This is a genomic window from Azospira sp. (assembly GCF_030247495.1).
Classification (GTDB): domain Bacteria; phylum Pseudomonadota; class Gammaproteobacteria; order Burkholderiales; family Rhodocyclaceae; genus Azospira; species Azospira oryzae.
The window spans coordinates 571,263-587,616 of record NZ_JAOTRW010000002.1; the positions used below are offsets into that span (position 1 = coordinate 571,263).

Consider the following 16,354-nt stretch of genomic DNA (forward strand, 5'->3'; position numbering starts at 1 on the left):
TCCAAGGAGTCGAACATGAAAAAATCTCCCGTTTTATCCCCCTCGGTCCGTCTGCTTGCACTCGCCCTGGGCTACACCCTGATCGCAACTCCCATTGGCATCGGTGCTGCAGAAACGCCATTGGCCGATATTCCCCTGGCCAATGCCACTACCGAGAACATTCTGCCGAATATCTATTTCATCCTGGATAACTCGGGCAGTATGGACTGGGATTACATGCCCGATTACGTCAATGGCAGCTATTGCCGCAGTACGGGAACCAGTCTGACCAGTTGTACTAACGGCGATGCTCCTTATTATCTAAGCGCGTTCAATCGGGTCTATTACAACCCGATGGTGAACTACACTCCGCCGAAAAACTCCGACAATAGCGACAAGACCAATTACACCACCTGGACCAATGTCCCTTATGACGGTTACGGGATCCAGAGCGGCAGTTCGATCAACCTGGTTACCAACTATCCGGAACGAGTCGCCTGTAAAAATGGATGGGATGACGTCAACGGCAGCAACTGCGTATCCCAGATCGATGGCGCCAATGCCTATAGCTATCCCAACGGCACCTATAGCAACATCAAGACCCGCTACGGCGGCCCGTTCTACTACACGGCCACCGTCGAATGGTGTTCTGCCCAGGAAAGCAGCGGCCCGAGATTCGGCAAGGCCGGCACCTGCCAAGCTCAGAAATCCTCGACCTACCGATATGTCCGTTACAGCAACTGGAAACGGGTAAGTATCGTTCCCAGCACCACCAGCTATCCCGGCCCCAACGGAACGACACGCACCTACGCCCAGGAGATGACCAATTTTGCCAACTGGCATGCCTGGTACCGGACCCGGATGCAGATGACCAAGACCGCCGTTGGCCAGGCATTTGCCGATATCCGCGGCACCCCCAATGCCAGCGACCCCCTCGACAAGAATTATTTCCACGCACGGGTCGGCTTTTCCACCATCAGCGACAAGGGGGCCACCGACAGCAATACTTTCCTGGCCATCAACAATTTTGACACCACCCAGAAAAACACCTGGTTTACCCGTTTGTACAAGGGAGACCCTACCGTCAGTACACCGCTCCGGGGTGCCCTGGCCAAAGCAGGTCGAATTTATGCTGGCAAGCTGGGAGCGGACCCCATCCAGTATTCCTGCCAACGTAACTTCACGATTCTGTCGACCGACGGCTACTGGAATACCAACGATGAAACGTCTACCTATGGGCCAACCAAGGAAGACGGAAAAACAGTGGTCGGCGATCAGGATGGAGTCGCTACTGCGACACGGCCTTCCTTCGACGCGCTGAAGAAAAGCAGCACCCTTGCCGACGTAGCCTACTACTACTATCACACCGACCTGCGTTCCGACATGCCGAACAATGTTCCGCCGGCTGGTACCAAACTGGAGGAGGATGATGTTGCCACGCATCAGCACATGACCACCTTCACCATCGGTCTCGGTGTGGATGGCAACCTGACATATCAGGATGGCTACAAGACGGCCACCTCCGGCGCCTACTACGACATCAAACAAGGCACCAAGAACTGGCCGGACCCATTGGATGCCTCGGATGAAGACCGTATTGACGATCTCTGGCATGCAGCCGTCAATGGCCGCGGCACCTACTTCAGCGCCCGCAACCCGGAAGCTCTGGTCAACGGCCTGGCCAGCGCACTAGGGGCCATGGAGGCCAGCAGCGGCTCCGGCGCCGCAGCAGCAACGTCAGCCCTGGAACCGACGGCTGGGGACAATTACATCTATGTTGCCAATTACCGCACCGTTGCCTGGGAAGGCGAGTTATCTGCCTACACCATTGACCTCAGCACCGGCAACATATCCGCCAATGCCACCTGGAAGGCATCTCCTCAGCTCAACAGCAAAATTCCCGCCGTCGGCAACACCGACACCCGGGCTATTTATACCTCCAGTGGCAGCACCCTCAAAGCGCTGGAATGGGCCAATCTGACTGCGGCGCAAAAAGCATATTTTGATAACACCAAGCTCAGCCAATACCTGGACTGGAGTGCTGCCGACAAAAGCACGGCGACCGGCGAACTGATGCTGAATTATGTCCGAGGACACAACCGCTACGAGGACCAGGAACGGGACGTGGCTTTTGGCAGCTACAACCGCCTCTACCGGGATCGCTCCACCGTCCTCGGCGATATCGTTCACGGCCAGCCGGTTTACGTACAGGCTCCTTCCCTGGAGTTCCTGGATGCGGGCTATGCCGAGTTCAAGGCCGCCCAGGCAGGCCGGACCGGCATGGTCTATGTCGGCGCCAACGACGGCATGCTGCATGCGTTCGACGCTGCCACCGGTGCCGAGAGCTGGGCCTATGTACCGCCCATGATCATCAAGGACCTGTGGCGCCTGGCGGACAAGGACTACGCCACCAACCATCGTTATTTTGTAGATGGTCCCATCATCGTTACCGATGCATTCGTCACCGGCAGTTGGAAAACCATACTGATTGGCGGCCTGGGCAAGGGTGGGCGCGGCTACTACGCGCTCGATATCACCACTCCGAGCGCACCCAAAGTACTGTGGACCTTCTCGGCAGATGACAACCCCAATATGGGCTACAGCTACGGCTCCCCCTTGGTATCCAAGGTAGATGGGCGCTGGGTGGCCTTGTTGCCCTCCGGCTATAACAACATTCCCGAAGGTTCCAATTATCCGACCGCTGATGGCAAGGGCTATATCTTCATGCTGGATGCAGGTACCGGTGCCCTGATCAAGACCCTCTCGACCAACACGGGTAGCTCCGGCAATCCCAGTGGCCTCGGTCGCATCAACGTCAAGGCCGACGATTTTGCCAAGGACAATACCGCGGTGGCTGCCTATGGCGGCGACCTCTTCGGCAACATGTGGCGCTTCGACCTGTCAGCAGGCACAGTCTCCCCGATCATGACCCTCGGCTCGTCCCAAGCCATCACCGCCGCACCCGAGATTGGTGAAATTGACGGCAAAACGGTTCTTTTCTTCGGTACCGGCCGCTATCTGGGACAGGATGACCTGGACAACCCGGCCTCCCAGTCCTTTTATGCAGTAAAAGACGATGGCACAAGCACCATCAGCCGGGGCTCCATGGTTGCCAAGGTAGCCAACGGCACTGAGGTTGGCGGACCGGAGGTCAATTGGAACATCCATGGCGGCTGGTACCTGGATTTGCCGATGGGCAAAGAACGGGTCTATCTCAATGCCCAGCTCTTCTTCGGTACCGTCATGTTCTCCAGCATCGTTCCCGAAGCCAGTGCCTGCCAGCCGGGGGGCTCCAGCCAGCTTTATTTCCTGGACTACAAGAGCGGCGGCGGCGTAGACGGCGGCCGAGCCATCTACACCTTCACCTCGCCCATCGTCGGCCTGACTGTGATCAAACTGCCGGGGGGAACACCCAAAGTATTCACCATCACGGCCGACGGCAATCTCAAGGGCGGGGCAATGACCCTTCCCATCAGCACCGGCAACGGCGGCGGCAATCTCAGTGGCAATCGCATGATGTGGCGGGAGTTGGCCAACTGACCTTCCGCAGCAATTCTCCGGAACCAACCACATTACGCCCCGCAAGGGGCGTAATGCTTATTCCCCTGATGCATCAACAACAGCTGGCCTCGGCCCTACTTCTTTCCTGCTGCCTGCATGCCTTGCTGCTGAGCCTCCCGCCGGGAACACTCGGTGGCAGTCCTCGCCTTGCGCTTGGATTGGAAGCCAAACTTGGCAATGCATACACACCACTGCAAGTCCGGCTGGGGTTGACTGTCCCGCTCCCACCCATACGGGCATTAGAGGACAAACTACGCTTGCAGGCGCCGCCAGCCGCGGCGCCACAACTGACAACCGCCCCAGAAGTCGTTGAGAAAAATGCACAGGGAGGCGGTTCCGACGGCGCCAGTTCATCCGAGGGCGGGAAACCGGACATCGGCATTCCGGTACCGTACTACTACCCCCCGGCGGAAGTGACCCAACGTCCGCACGTTGCCAGCCCGATCGATACCAGCGTGGTGGATGATGAAGAGGGGGCCGGCAAAGCCATTCTGGTGCTCTACATTAACGAGCAGGGCAAAGTGGACAAGGTGGAAACGGAATCCACCCATCTCAGTGAGCGACTGAATGCTCTGGTCGCCCAGCAGTTCGGATCGGCCCGATTCCTGCCGGCAGAAAAGGATGGACAGCCGGTGAAGAGCCGGCTGCGCATTGAAGTGACGATTCGCCCCAGGCCGCCTCAAACCACGGCGGCCCCCTGAATCAGTTGCCCAGCAGTTCCTTGGGCAGAGGGAAGTTCACCTCCGGCTCCCCATCCCCCAACTGGCGCACATTGCCGGCTCCCAGCGCCTGCAGGCGGGAGATGACCCCCTGTACCAGGGTCTCCGGTGCGGAGGCGCCGGCGGTGACGCCAATGGTGCTTACCCCCTGCAGCCATTCGGCCTCAATCTGCTCGGCCCCATCCACCAGATAGCCCCGCACACCGCGCAGCTTGGCCACTTCGAGCAGGCGGTTGGAATTGGAGCTGTTGCGGGAGCCCACCACGATCACCAGGTCGCAGGATTCGGCCAGATGCTTCACCGCATCCTGGCGGTTCTGGGTTGCATAGCAGATGTCGTCCTTGCGCGGTCCTGCGGCATCGGGGAAACGCCCGCGAATGGCCTGGATGACGTTGGCGGCGTCGTCCACCGACAAGGTGGTCTGGGTGACGAAGCCCAGCTGCTCGGGGAACCGCACCATCAGCTGGTCCACATCCTCCCGGGTTTCCACCAGGTGCATGCCGCCATTGACGCTCTGCCCCATGGTGCCCTCGACTTCGGGATGGCCCTTGTGGCCGATCATGATGACTTCCCGCCCCTGTTCCCGCATCTTGGCCACCTCGTTATGCACCTTGGTGACCAGGGGACAGGTGGCGTCGAACACCTTGAGGCCGCGCCGGTCGGCTTCCTCGCGCACGGCCTTGGCGACGCCGTGGGCGCTGAAGATGACCGTGGCACCGGCGGGCACTTCGTCCAGTTCCTCGACGAAGACGGCGCCCTTGGCGCGCAGGCCGTCCACCACGAACTTGTTGTGCACCACTTCATGACGCACATAGATGGGCGCGCCGAAACGCTCCAGGGCCCGTTCGACGATGGCGATGGCCCGTTCGACGCCGGCACAGAAACCGCGGGGATTGGCGAGGATGACTTCCATGGATGACTCTCAGTTGGGCCGGGAGCCACAGCTCCCGGCACCGGGGGTTGGACGCGGCGGGGCCAAGGCCCCGGGGCAAGCCTTTAGAGGATGCCGATGATCTCCACCTCGAAGCGCACGGACTTGCCGGCCAGAGGGTGGTTGAAATCGAAGAGGGCGTGGCTTTCAGTCAACTCTCGCAGGAAGCCGGCGAACTCGGCACCCTCACCGTCGTTGAACTCCACCACGGAGTTTTCCTTCAGTTCCATACCCGGCGGCAGGGCTTCCCGGGCGATGCGCTCCACCAGCCGGGGGTTGTGTTCGCCGAAGGCCTGGGCCGGTTCCAGCAGGAAAACGTGGCGCTGGCCGGCCACCTGGCCGAGCAGGCACTTCTCCAGGTTCTCCGCCAGCTGGCCGCTGCCCATCTGCAGGGTGGCGGGCTTCATGTCGAAGGTGTTGAGAATCTCGCTGCCGTCGCCGGTGGTGACGCGGTAGTGCAGGGTGAGAAAGCTGTCCGGCTGGACCGTTACTTGATCGACTTGGCTCATCAGGAATACCGCTCTTCTTTCCAGGGATCTGCTTCGTTGTGGTAGCCGCGCACTTCCCAGTAACCGGGACGGTCTTCGGCGTGGAATTCGATGCCGGAGAGCCATTTGGCGCTCTTCCAGGCGTAGCGTTTGGGCAGCACCAGGCGCACCGGGCCGCCGTGTTCGACGGACAGGGGGGCGTCGTCCACCGTGTGGGCCACCAGCACGTCGTCGTCCAGCAGCGCCGCCAGGGGCACGTTGGTGGTATAGCCGTCGTAGCTGTGCAGGGTGACGTGGCGGGCTTCCGCCAGGGGGCCGGCCAGATTCACCACGTCCCGGGCCAGCACGCCCTCCCAGGGTACGTCCAGCCGGGTCCAGGTGGTGACGCAGTGGAAATCACTGGTCCGCTGCACCTGGGGCATGGCCAGCAACTGTTCCCAGTCCAGCACCACTTCCTGGGCCACCAGGCCGAACAGGCGCAACTGCCAGTTTTCATGGTGGATGTCGGGATGGATGCCCAGGTCCAGCACCGGAAAATCGGTGACGTGGCGCTGGCCGGGAGGGATGCGGTGGTCGCTCATGAACGGGCCCTGACGTTAGGAAGCGGAAGAATCCGGATTCCCTTGGACAGGTTTACGCCGGATTTGCTCCCAGGCCAGCAAAATTGCCCCCACGGTGATGGCGCAGTCGGCCACGTTGAAGGCCGGGTAGTACCAGCCGGCCACGTGGAACTGCAGGAAATCCACCACGGCGCCGAAACGCACCCGGTCGATGACGTTGCCCAGGGCGCCGCCCATGATCAGGGTCAGGGAGAAGCACAGCAGGCGCTCGGCCAGGTGCTGGCGCAGCATCCAGGCGATCCAGCCGGACACTCCCAGGGCCAGCAGGGTGAAGAACCAGCGCTGCCAGCCGGGCTGGTCGGCGAGGAAGCTGAAGGCGGCGCCCCGGTTGAAGACGAAGACCCAGTCGAAAAAGGGCGTCACGGTGACCGTGTCGCCGTAGTTCAGGCTCGCCAGCACCGCCCATTTGGAGAGCTGGTCGAGAACGATGACCAGGGCCGCCAGCCCGTACCAGCGGCCCAGGGAGGACTTAGGCACGCTCGCGCACCTCGCCCTCGCCGTGCAGGTTGCTGTCGCAACGGCCGCACAGTTCGGGGTGTTCCGGGTTGCTGCCCACGTCCTCCCGGTAGTGCCAGCAGCGCTCGCACTTCTTCTGGGTGGAGGCCTCGGCGGCGATGGCATCGGCGCCCTGGGCCACGCTCACCTTGGAGCAGATGAGGACGAAGCGCAGATCGTCGCCCAGGCTGGCCAGGGCCGCGTACTTGTCGCCCTCGGCGCTGATCCGCACTTCGGCCTGGAGGGAGGAGCCGATCTTGCCTTCCTCGCGCAGGGCCTCCAGGGCCTTGGTCACTTCGCCGCGCGCCTCCCGGATCAGGGTCCACTTGGCCAGCAGCTCGCCTTCGTCGGCCTGGGCCGGCAGGTCGTGCCAAGTGTGGAACATGATGGACTGGTCCGCATCGCCGGAGAGGATCTGCCACACTTCCTCGGCGGTGAAGGAGAGGATCGGCGCCATCAGGCGGATGAAGCTCTGGGTCACGTGCCACAGGGCGCTCTGGGCCGAGCGGCGGGCCTTGGAGGCCGGTGCCGTGGTGTACAGGCGGTCCTTCAGGATATCCAGCCAGAAGCCGCCCAGGTCCTCGGAGCAGAAGGTCTGCAGGGCCTGCACCACGCGGTGGAACTCGTAGCGGTCGTAATCGGCCTGGGCCTGGGTCTGCAGCTGGCGGGTCAGAGCCAGGGCGTAGCGGTCGATCTCGAACCACTCGGCCACCGGCAGCATATCCTTGGCCGCATCGAAGTCGGCGATGTTGGCCAGCAGGAAACGCAGGGTGTTGCGGATGCGGCGGTAGGCTTCCACCACCCGGGCCAGGATTTCCTTGGACATGGCCAGCTCGCCGGAGTAGTCCGTGGCGGCCACCCACAGGCGCAGGATGTCGGCGCCCATCTTGTCCGAGACTTCCTGGGGCAGGATGGTGTTGCCCAGGGACTTGCTCATCTTGCGCCCCTGCTGGTCCACCGTGAAGCCGTGGGTGAGCAGGGCCTTGTAGGGCGGATGGCCGTCGATGGCGGCGCCGGTGAGCAGGGAGGAATGGAACCAGCCCCGGTGCTGGTCCGAGCCTTCCAGGTAGAGGTCGGCCCGGGGACCGGTGGCGTGGCCGTCGTTATGGGAGCCCCGCAGCACATGCCAGTGGGTGGTGCCGGAGTCGAACCAGACGTCCAGGGTGTCGCTGATCTTTTCGTACTGGGCGGCTTCGGCCCCCAGCAGTTCGGCCGCATCCAGCTTGAACCATGCTTCGATGCCTTCCTTCTCCACGCGCTGGGCCACTTCCTCCATCAGCTCCACGGTGCGCGGATGCAGTTCGCCCGTTTCCTTGTGCAGGAAGAAGGGAATGGGCACGCCCCAGTTGCGCTGGCGGGAGATGCACCAGTCGGGCCGGTTGGCGATCATGGATTGCAGGCGGGGCTTGCCCCAGGCCGGATAGAAGGCGGTGGCCTCGACCCCGGCCAGGGCCTTTTCGCGCAGGGACTTGCCGTCGGTGGGCAGGCGGTCCATGCCGACGAACCACTGGGCGGTGGCCCGGTAGATCACCGGGGTCTTGTGGCGCCAGCAGTGCATGTAGCTGTGGCTGACATTGCCGTGGGAAAGCAGGCAGCCCACTTCGGACAGCTTGTCGCAGATGGCCTGGTTGGCCTTCCAGATGGAGAGGCCGCCGAAGAAGGGCAGCTCGTCCACATAGACGCCGTCGCCCTTGACGATGGAAATGATCTCGTCATTGCCGCGGCCGTAATGGCGCCAGGCGTTGAAGTCGTCCACGCCGTGGGCGGGGGCGCAATGGACGATGCCGGTGCCCGCATCCAGGCCCACGTAGTCGGCCAGGTAGACGACGGAAACCCGGTCGTAGAAAGGATGGCGGAATTCCAGGCGCTCCAGGGCCTTGCCCTTGACGGTCGCCAGCACCGTGCCTTCGCAGCCGTAGCGCTTGAGGCAGTCGGCCACCAGCTCCTTGGCCAGCACCAGCAGGCGGTCACCCGCATCCACCAGGGCGTATTCATGTTCGGGGTGGATATTGAGGGCCTGGTTGGCGGGAATGGTCCACGGGGTGGTGGTCCAGATCACGGCATAGGCCGGCTTGGGCAGGGCGTTGAGGCCGAAGGCGGCGGCCAGCTTGGGGGCATCGGCTTCGCTGACGGGGAAGGCCACGTCGATGGTGGGGGACTTCTTGTCGGCGTATTCCACCTCGGCCTCGGCCAGGGCGGAGCCGCAGTCGAAGCACCAATTGACGGGCTTCAGGCCCTTGAAGACATAGCCCTGCTTGACCATCTCGGCCAGGGCGCGGATCTCGCCGGCCTCGTTGGCGAAGTTCATGGTCAGGTAGGGGTTGTCCCAGTCGCCCAGCACGCCGAGGCGGATGAATTCCTTCTTCTGCACTTCCACCTGCTCGGCGGCGTAGCTGCGGCACAGTTCCCGCACCTTGTCGGCGGGCAGGTTCTTGCCGTGGGTGACTTCGATCTTGTGCTCGATGGGCAGGCCGTGACAGTCCCAGCCCGGCACGTAGGGCGCATCAAAGCCGGCCAGGGTCTTGGAGCGGACGATGATGTCCTTGAGGATCTTGTTCAGGGCGTGGCCCAGGTGCAGGTTGCCGTTGGCGTAGGGAGGGCCGTCGTGCAGGATGAACTTGGGCCGGCCGGCGCAGATCTCGCGAATCTTCTGGTACAGCTTCTTTTCCTGCCATTGCTGCACCCACTGGGGCTCCCGCTTGGGCAGGTCGCCGCGCATGGGGAAGGGAGTGTCGGGAAGATTCAGGGAGTTCTTGTAGTCAGCCATAACAGCCTCAAATGCCTAAGGTTTTCTTAACGCTGGAAAAATGCGCGGGCGGCTTCCGCGTCCTGGCCGATCTGGGCCACGAGCGCGTTGAAGTCGGGGAATTTCATCTCGTCCCGCAGCTTGTGCAGGAAGGAAACGGAAAGGTGGGCGCCGTAGATGTCGCCGTCGAAATCAAAGAGGTGCACTTCCAGCAGGGGCTGCAGCTGGCCGCCCACGGTGGGACGCACCCCCAGGTTGGCCACCCCGTTGAGGGGCCGGCCGGCAGCGCCGGTGACGCTCACGGCGAAGACGCCGGTGAGGGGCAAGGGATTGTGCTTGATGCGGATGTTGGCGGTGGCAAAGCCCAGCTGGCGCCCCAGTTTCTGGCCGTGCACCACCCGGCCGTCGATGCTGTAGGGACGGCCCAGGAGACGGGCGGCCCGGGCCATGTCGCCGGCCGCCAGGGCCTCGCGCACGCCGGAGCTGGAAGCCCGCTCGCCGCCCTGCACCACGCTCTCCATGGCCTCCACCTGGAAACCGAAGGAGGCACCGGCGGCCTGCAGCAGGGCGAAATCGCCGGCCCGGCGGGCGCCGAAGCGGAAGTCGTCGCCGATGATGAGGTGGCGCACCCTGAGACAGCGCACCAGCACCTGCTCGATGAACTCGTCCGCCGTCAGGGCCGCGAAGACGGTGTTGAAGGGGCTGACGCAGGTGAGGTCGGCGCCGTAGTTCTGCAGCAGTTCCAGCTTCTCGCGCAGGGTGGTGAGCCGGGCCGGGGCCGAGGCCGGGTCGAAGAACTCACGGGGATGGGGCTCGAAGGTCAGCACCGCCGCCGGCAGGCCGCAGGCCCGGGCGGCCTGGCCGACGCGGGCAAGCAGGGCCTGGTGGCCAAGATGCACGCCATCGAAATTGCCGATGGTCAGCACCGTGGCACTGGGGGCCGAGGTTTTAACGCCGCGCAGGACGAGCATGGTGGAAGCCGGAATCCTTCTTATGCCCCGGGCGGGGCGCGAAAAAAGGCTGAATTATAACGGTTTTACCCCCGTCCTGCGGCACCGCCGCCCGCTCCGGGAGAGAACCGCCACAGGGGGCTGCCCGCCAGAGCAGAAGGGACGGTCCTGGACGGCATGGCCTGCCTGCAAAGGCCGTCCCGCCTGCCTCTCCGGGCAGGCATCAGAGACGGTGGGGACTTGGGCTCAGTCGAGCCGGGCCAGCCTGGATTTGGCCAGGGGCGGATTCTTGGCGAAGTACTGGCGGATGCCCTTGAGCATGGCCTCGGCCATGCGATCCTGGTAGGCGTCGTCGTTGAGGCGCTTTTCCTCTTCCGGATTGCTGATGAAGGCCGTCTCCACCAGGATCGAGGGAATGTCCGGCGCCTTCAGCACGGCAAAGCCGGCCTGCTCCACGCTGGCCTTGTGCAGGGCGTTGATGCCGCCCAGCTCCCCCAGCACGGCCTTGCCCAGCTTGAGGCTGTCGTTGATGGTGGCGGTCTGGGAAAGGTCCAGCAGGGTGCGGGCGAGGAAGGGGTCCTTGACGCCGATGTTCACGCCGCCGATGAGGTCAGCCTCGTTTTCCTTCTGGGCCAGCCAGCGGGCCTGGGAACTGGAGGCGCCCCGCTCGGACAGCACGAACACGGAGGAACCCCGGGCATCGGGCTTGATCCAGGCGTCGGCATGGATGGAGACGAAGAGGTCGGCCTGGACCCGGCGGGCCTTCTGCACCCGCATGTGCAGGGGCACGAAGAAGTCCGAATCCCGGGTCAGCACGGCCCGCATATTGGGCTCGGCGTCGATCTTGGCCTTCAGGCGCTTGGCGATGGACAGCACCACATCCTTCTCGTGGCTGCCGCCCTTGCCCACGGCCCCCGGATCTTCGCCGCCGTGGCCCGGGTCCAGGGTGATGGTAACGAGACGATCCACCACCGGCTTGGTGTTGCGCTTGGCCGGTTCCGCCGGCCGGGCTTCCTGGGCGCGGCCCGGGGCCTGCTGGGTCTGGGACGGCGCCTCGGCCACCGGTTCGCGCCGGCCGGCCTCGGCGATGGCATCCAACCCGTCGCCGTCCTTCTTGTCCAGCAGGGACAGCAGGGGATCGGGCGGATTGGCCGGATAGACGTCCAGCACCAGCCGGCTGCCGTACTCGCCCACCGGCTTCAGGGAAAAGACCTGGGGCTGCACCTCGGTCTTCAGCTCCATGACCAGGCGCACCACGCCGGGCTTGAAGCGGCCGGCCCGCAGCAGCTTGATGTAGGGATCGTCCGGCGCCACCTTGTTGGAGAGGCCGTCGAGGACGCTGTTGAATTCGATGCCCTCGATATCCACCACCAGACGCTCGGGATTCTTCACCGAGAACTGGGTGAACTTCAGGGGAGCGCCACCCGGGGCGTCATGCTCCAGGGTGACCCGGGTGTAATCGGCGGCGGGCCACACCCGCACCGAGAGGATGGAGGGCGACTTGCCGGCGGCGGCCCGGGCCAGGGGCGTGACGAGCAGGACCAGGGCGGCCCCGCCGGCCTTCAGCAGGGCCCGGCGGCGCTCGACAGGCGGGACATGAGAGCGTTTACGCATTGCTCACCTCCCGGAGAATGGGGTTGCAGCAGGAGATCACGGCCGTCATCGTCGCGGAAGCGGAAAGCCAGGACGAGATCGGGCGGCGGCACAAAGCCCGCGGCTTTGTCCGGCCATTCCACGAGGCACAGGGCCCCTTGGCGGAAATAATCATCCAACCCAGCATCGACAAACTCTTCCGGCGACTCGAAACGATAAAAATCAAAGTGATACAAGTATAAGCTCGAAAGTTTGTAAACTTCAACCAAGGCGTAGGTCGGGCTCTTCACCGGACCGGTGTGGCCCAGGGCCCGCAGCAGGGCCCGCACCAGGGTGGTCTTGCCCGCCCCCAGGTCCCCTTCCAGGTAGATCACCAGGCCCGGCCCGGCGGCCTGGGCCAGGGCGGCACCCAGGGCCTGGGTCGCTGCTTCGTTCGCCAGCAGCAGACTTTGGCCTGGATTAAGGGATTGGGCAGCAGATTCGCTATGATCGGGCATATGGAACCAACGGAAGAAATGCAGCAAACGGGAGCCGGCACACCCGCCCGCCCGGCGGCGGGAGAAGCGGCCCCGGACTGGCCCGGACTGGCCGCCCGCCTCAAGGCCTGGGGCCGGGAACTGGGCTTTGCCGAGGTGGCCATCGGCCGGGCCGAGATCGGCGAGGCCGGGCAGCGGTTGCTGGCCTGGCTCGACCAGGGGCGCCACGGGAGCATGGATTATATGGCCAAACACGCCCCCCTGCGGCTCGATCCGGGCCAGCTGGTGCCCGGCGTGCAGACCGTCATTTCGGTGCGCCTGCCCTACCTGCCCCGGGGCGCCGAGCCCGAGCAGGTGCTGGCCGATCCGGCCCTGGGCTATGTTTCCCGCTACGCCCTGGGACGGGACTACCACAAGGTCATCCGCAACCGCCTGCAGAAGCTGGCGGACCGGCTGCAGGCCGAGATCGGCGACTTCGGCTACCGGGTCTTTTCCGACTCGGCTCCGGTGATGGAGGTGGAATTTGCGCGCAAGTCCGGTCTGGGCTGGCGCGGCAAGCACACCCTGCTGCTGACCCGGGAGGGTTCCTGGCATTTCCTTGGCGAAATCTACACCGACCTGCCCCTGCCGGCGGATGCCGAGGTGAGCGATCACTGCGGCGCCTGTACGCGCTGCATCGACGCCTGCCCGACCCGGGCCATCGTCGCTCCGTACCAGGTGGACGCCCGCCGCTGCATCTCCTACCTGACCATCGAGCTGGACGGCGCCATGCCGGAGGAACTGCGGCCCCTGCTGGGCAACCGCATCTACGGCTGCGACGACTGCCAGCTGTGCTGCCCCTGGAACCGCTTCGGCCAGCTGGGCGATGCGGAATTCACCACCCGCCAGGGCCTGGATGCGGCGCGGCTCTCGGCCCTGATGGCCTGGAGCGAGGCGGATTTCCTCGAACGCATGGCCGGCAGCCCCATCCGCCGCATCGGCATTGAACGCTGGCGGCGCAACATCGCCGTGGCCCTGGGCAACGGCCCGGCGACGGAGGAAGCCAGGGCGGCCCTGGCCGCCCGCCGGGAGGACGACTCCGCCGTGGTGCGGGAGCACGTGGCCTGGGCCGAACGGCAGCTGGAAAAGAAAACGCCGCCCACCGGCGGCGTCTGAAGCCTCTTCAGGCGGCGGGCCCGCGGCCTCCGCCGTCCCCTGCGCCCTCCTCCGCCCCATCCTCCGCGCTACCGGCGAAGCGCGCCTTGAGGCGCTCCCAGTAACGGTCTTCCAGGGACAGATTGACGGCGGCGCCACGGGCCAGGCTCAGCTGGCTCATCAGCAGGCAGAGGCGCTGCCAGGCGGGACCGCGCTCCACCTCGTCGAGCAGTTCCAGTTCGGCACGCAGTTGGGCGATCTCCCGCCGCAGCCCCACTTCCGGCGGGGTGTAGCCGGCATTCTTGAGGATGCGCTGGGCCAGGCGCTGGTCTTCCGGAACCAGCAGGTCGTCGCCCAGTTCCAGGGGCTGGCCGCTGCCGGGCAGATCCGACAGCTCGCCCTTGGCCAGGGCCTCGTTGATGCGCTGTTCCGCCAGCAGTTCGAAGGCCAGCACCGCCCAGCCCTTTCAGCGCTCCACCGGCCGTGCCGGATCGGCGCACCACTCGCTCCAGGAGCCGGCGTAGAGCCGGGCACCGGGCAGGCCGGCGATTTCCATGGCCAGCAGGTTGTGGCAGGCGGAAACGCCGGAGCCGCACTGGTGCACCACCTGTTCAGGAGCAAAGCCGGCCAGGGCCTCTGTCCACTCCTGGCGCAGCTGATCGGCCGGCTTGAAGCGGCCGTCGGGCCCCAGGTTGTCGCGGAAAAAGCGGTTGCGGGCGCCGGGGATATGGCCACCCACCGGGTCGATGCTTTCGTTTTCGCCGCGGAAACGGTCCGGCGCCCGGGCATCGACGATGATCCGGTCCGGCCGGCCCAGGCCGGCCTGCACCTGGTCGGCGTCCAACACCCAGTCCCGGGGCGCGGGAGTGAAGGTGCGGGCGGCAGGCTCGGGCATCTCGGCGCTCAAGGCGCCACCGGCAGCGGTCCACGCGGACAGGCCGCCGTCCAGCAGGGCCACGGCTTCGTGGCCGAGCCAGCGCAGCAGCCACCACAGGCGCCCGGCCATCATGCCGCCGCAGTCGTCGTAGGCCACCACCTGGACCCCGGGGCCGATACCGGCCCGGCCCAGGGCGGCGGCCAGGGTGACAATATGGGGCAGGGGATGGCGGCCGTTGCGGCCGTTTTTCGCAGAGGAAAGATCCCGGTCCAGATGCAGGAAGACGGCTCCGGGAATGTGCCCCCGGACGTAGGCAGCCTCCCCGGCGGCCGGGTCGGCCAGATCATGGCGGCAATCCACCACCACCCAGGCCGGATCACCCAGGCGGGCGGCCAGGGTGGCCCCATCCACCAGGGTGGTGTGGATGGCCGCAGGCATCAGATGACGTCCTGTTCGGCCAGCCAGGCCTTGGCTTCGGCTTCGTCGGAGAAGACGCGGATGCTGGCATCGACGAAGGCGCGGGAGAGCCAGGCGCTCCAGGTCACCCACTGGCTCTCGGTGATGACGGCGATGCGCTCGAAATCGTTGGCGTGGGCCTTGGAGAAGCGGATTTCCTCCAGGGCCGTGTCCAGGGTCACGTCGGCCATCTGGCGCAGATCGAAAAAGAGATTCACCGGGCCTTCGAACTTCACCTTGAAATTCACCAGCTCCTCGAACTCCTTGTAGTCGGCCAGGGTGAATTCACCGAAAACGGCGACGGAAACCAGGTTGTCCTGGTGGTCGGTAACGATCATGGCTTGCTCCGTGTTGTTATGTGGATATGAGTTTAACTTGGAATGGGGCGGCCGGCGCAGCCATGGGCGGGCCCGGCGGCGCCGGGTGCCGGCCTAGTCCTGCTCCGCCGGATTGGCCCGGGAGAAGCGGGTGGCGGCCATACCGGAGAGGACGATGATGGCGATGGCCAGCCAGGCGGCGAGGGAAAGCACTTCACCCCAGAAGAGCATGCCGAACAGGCTGGCGAAGACCACCGCCGTGTAGGCCAGGCTGGCCGCCACCAGGGTGCGGCCCCGGCTGTAGGCCCGGGTCATGGCCAGCTGGGCCAGGGTGGCGAAGATGCCGACCCCCAGCAACAGGCCGGCGCCGCGCGGGGTCAGGGGATGAAAGCGGAAGAAGAGCATCCACAGGCCGGCGCCGAGGGTGGACAGCAGGGAGAAGTAGAACACCGTGCGCCACTCCGGCTCCCCCTTCTGTCCCAACTCACGCACGTTGTAATAGGCCAGGCCGGCGAGAACGCCGGAAGCCAGGCCCATGAGGCCACCGGCCAGTTGGTCCGCATGGAAGGTGGGCTGCAGCAGCAACACCACCCCGGCAAAGCCGGCCACCAGGGCACCCACCAGACTGGCGGGTAGGCGGGCGCCGGAGAGGCCGGCGAGGAACAGGGCCAGGAACAGGGGCGAGGTGTAGTTGAGGGTCACCGCCGTCGCCAGGGGCAGCCAGGCGATGGCGTAGAAGTACAGCATGAGGGAGATGAAGCCGGAGACGCCCCGGTAGATCTGGAATTTCCAGTGGGGAGTGCGCGGATCGAGGCGTCCCCAGAGCATGGAGGCGCTCATCAGGGCCAGGGCGATGGCATTGCGGTAGAAGACGATTTCCGCCGGGGAATAGCCCGCCTCGGCCGCCAGCTTGACGCACACGCCCATGCAGGCGAACAGGAATGCGGCGGCGACCATCCACAGGGATTGCATGGGCAGGAGATCCTTCGGCGATGAAGCCGGAAAAACGGCG

At 64.9% G+C, this 16,354-nt stretch carries 15 protein-coding genes; 3 read left to right on the plus strand and 12 right to left on the minus strand.

What is annotated here, in order from left to right; translation table 11 throughout:
• The first annotated feature begins 15 nt into the window (after positions 1-15).
• Together OEL49_RS02585 and OEL49_RS02590 are read left to right on the plus strand one after the other, a co-directional pair.
• On the plus strand, positions 16-3,519 hold the full coding sequence (locus OEL49_RS02585; protein WP_287873938.1) for a pilus assembly protein: 3,504 nt from the start codon (positions 16-18) through the stop codon (positions 3,517-3,519).
• A 53-nt stretch (positions 3,520-3,572) separates the two neighbouring features.
• Entirely contained in the window at positions 3,573-4,241 is a 669-nt protein-coding gene (locus tag OEL49_RS02590; protein WP_287873939.1) for an energy transducer TonB, read from the plus strand.
• A gap of 1 nt (position 4,242) precedes the next feature.
• Here the strand turns inward: OEL49_RS02590 and ispH are convergent, their stop codons facing one another.
• The 8 genes from ispH to tsaE form a co-directional block, all read right to left on the minus strand.
• On the minus strand, positions 4,243-5,172 hold the full coding sequence (gene ispH / locus OEL49_RS02595) for a 4-hydroxy-3-methylbut-2-enyl diphosphate reductase (protein ID WP_014238502.1): 930 nt from the start codon (positions 5,170-5,172) through the stop codon (positions 4,243-4,245).
• Between the two features lie 83 nt (positions 5,173-5,255).
• The gene (locus OEL49_RS02600) at positions 5,256-5,699 is read right to left on the minus strand and encodes an FKBP-type peptidyl-prolyl cis-trans isomerase (RefSeq protein WP_014238503.1); all 444 of its coding nucleotides are present in this window, start codon (positions 5,697-5,699) and stop codon (positions 5,256-5,258) included.
• The gene (locus tag OEL49_RS02605) at positions 5,699-6,259 is read right to left on the minus strand and encodes a sulfite oxidase-like oxidoreductase (RefSeq protein ID WP_014238504.1); all 561 of its coding nucleotides are present in this window, start codon (positions 6,257-6,259) and stop codon (positions 5,699-5,701) included. The genes OEL49_RS02600 and OEL49_RS02605 overlap by 1 nt, the downstream gene beginning before the upstream one ends.
• 15 nt (positions 6,260-6,274) lie before the next feature.
• Positions 6,275-6,775, minus strand: coding sequence for a signal peptidase II (gene lspA, locus OEL49_RS02610; protein ID WP_014238505.1), 501 nt, complete (start codon positions 6,773-6,775; stop codon positions 6,275-6,277).
• Positions 6,768-9,560 carry an isoleucine--tRNA ligase gene (gene ileS / locus OEL49_RS02615; RefSeq protein ID WP_287873940.1) on the minus strand — a complete coding sequence of 931 codons (2,793 nt, stop codon included), beginning with the start codon at positions 9,558-9,560 and terminating at the stop codon, positions 6,768-6,770. Before ileS ends, lspA begins: the two co-directional genes overlap by 8 nt.
• Positions 9,561-9,586: 26 nt before the next feature.
• The gene (locus tag OEL49_RS02620; protein ID WP_287873941.1) at positions 9,587-10,510 is read right to left on the minus strand and encodes a bifunctional riboflavin kinase/FAD synthetase; all 924 of its coding nucleotides are present in this window, start codon (positions 10,508-10,510) and stop codon (positions 9,587-9,589) included.
• A 225-nt stretch (positions 10,511-10,735) separates the two neighbouring features.
• Positions 10,736-12,103, minus strand: a complete 1,368-nt coding sequence (locus OEL49_RS02625) for an N-acetylmuramoyl-L-alanine amidase (RefSeq protein ID WP_152089701.1) — start codon at positions 12,101-12,103, stop codon at positions 10,736-10,738.
• Positions 12,052-12,579: a tRNA (adenosine(37)-N6)-threonylcarbamoyltransferase complex ATPase subunit type 1 TsaE gene (tsaE, locus tag OEL49_RS02630; protein WP_287874007.1), complete on the minus strand. Its 528-nt coding sequence runs from the start codon at positions 12,577-12,579 to the stop codon at positions 12,052-12,054. Before tsaE ends, OEL49_RS02625 begins: the two co-directional genes overlap by 52 nt.
• An 18-nt stretch (positions 12,580-12,597) precedes the next feature.
• Between tsaE and queG the strand changes: the two genes are divergently transcribed.
• The gene (queG, locus tag OEL49_RS02635; RefSeq protein WP_414635377.1) at positions 12,598-13,713 is read left to right on the plus strand and encodes a tRNA epoxyqueuosine(34) reductase QueG; all 1,116 of its coding nucleotides are present in this window, start codon (positions 12,598-12,600) and stop codon (positions 13,711-13,713) included.
• 7 nt (positions 13,714-13,720) lie between these two features.
• Here queG and OEL49_RS02640 read toward each other — a convergent pair whose 3' ends face one another.
• The 4 genes from OEL49_RS02640 to OEL49_RS02655 all read right to left on the minus strand — a co-directional run bounded on the left by OEL49_RS02640 (position 13,721) and on the right by OEL49_RS02655 (position 16,314).
• Positions 13,721-14,146, minus strand: a complete 426-nt coding sequence (locus OEL49_RS02640) for a DUF1992 domain-containing protein (RefSeq protein ID WP_014238511.1) — start codon at positions 14,144-14,146, stop codon at positions 13,721-13,723.
• Between the two features lie 12 nt (positions 14,147-14,158).
• Entirely contained in the window at positions 14,159-15,007 is an 849-nt protein-coding gene (locus OEL49_RS02645) for a sulfurtransferase (RefSeq protein ID WP_014238512.1), read from the minus strand.
• Entirely contained in the window at positions 15,007-15,363 is a 357-nt protein-coding gene (locus OEL49_RS02650) for an STAS/SEC14 domain-containing protein (protein WP_014238513.1), read from the minus strand. Before OEL49_RS02650 ends, OEL49_RS02645 begins: the two co-directional genes overlap by 1 nt.
• Positions 15,364-15,456: 93 nt before the next feature.
• Positions 15,457-16,314, minus strand: coding sequence for a DMT family transporter (locus OEL49_RS02655; RefSeq protein ID WP_014238514.1), 858 nt, complete (start codon positions 16,312-16,314; stop codon positions 15,457-15,459).
• Between the last annotated feature and the right edge of the window lie 40 nt (positions 16,315-16,354).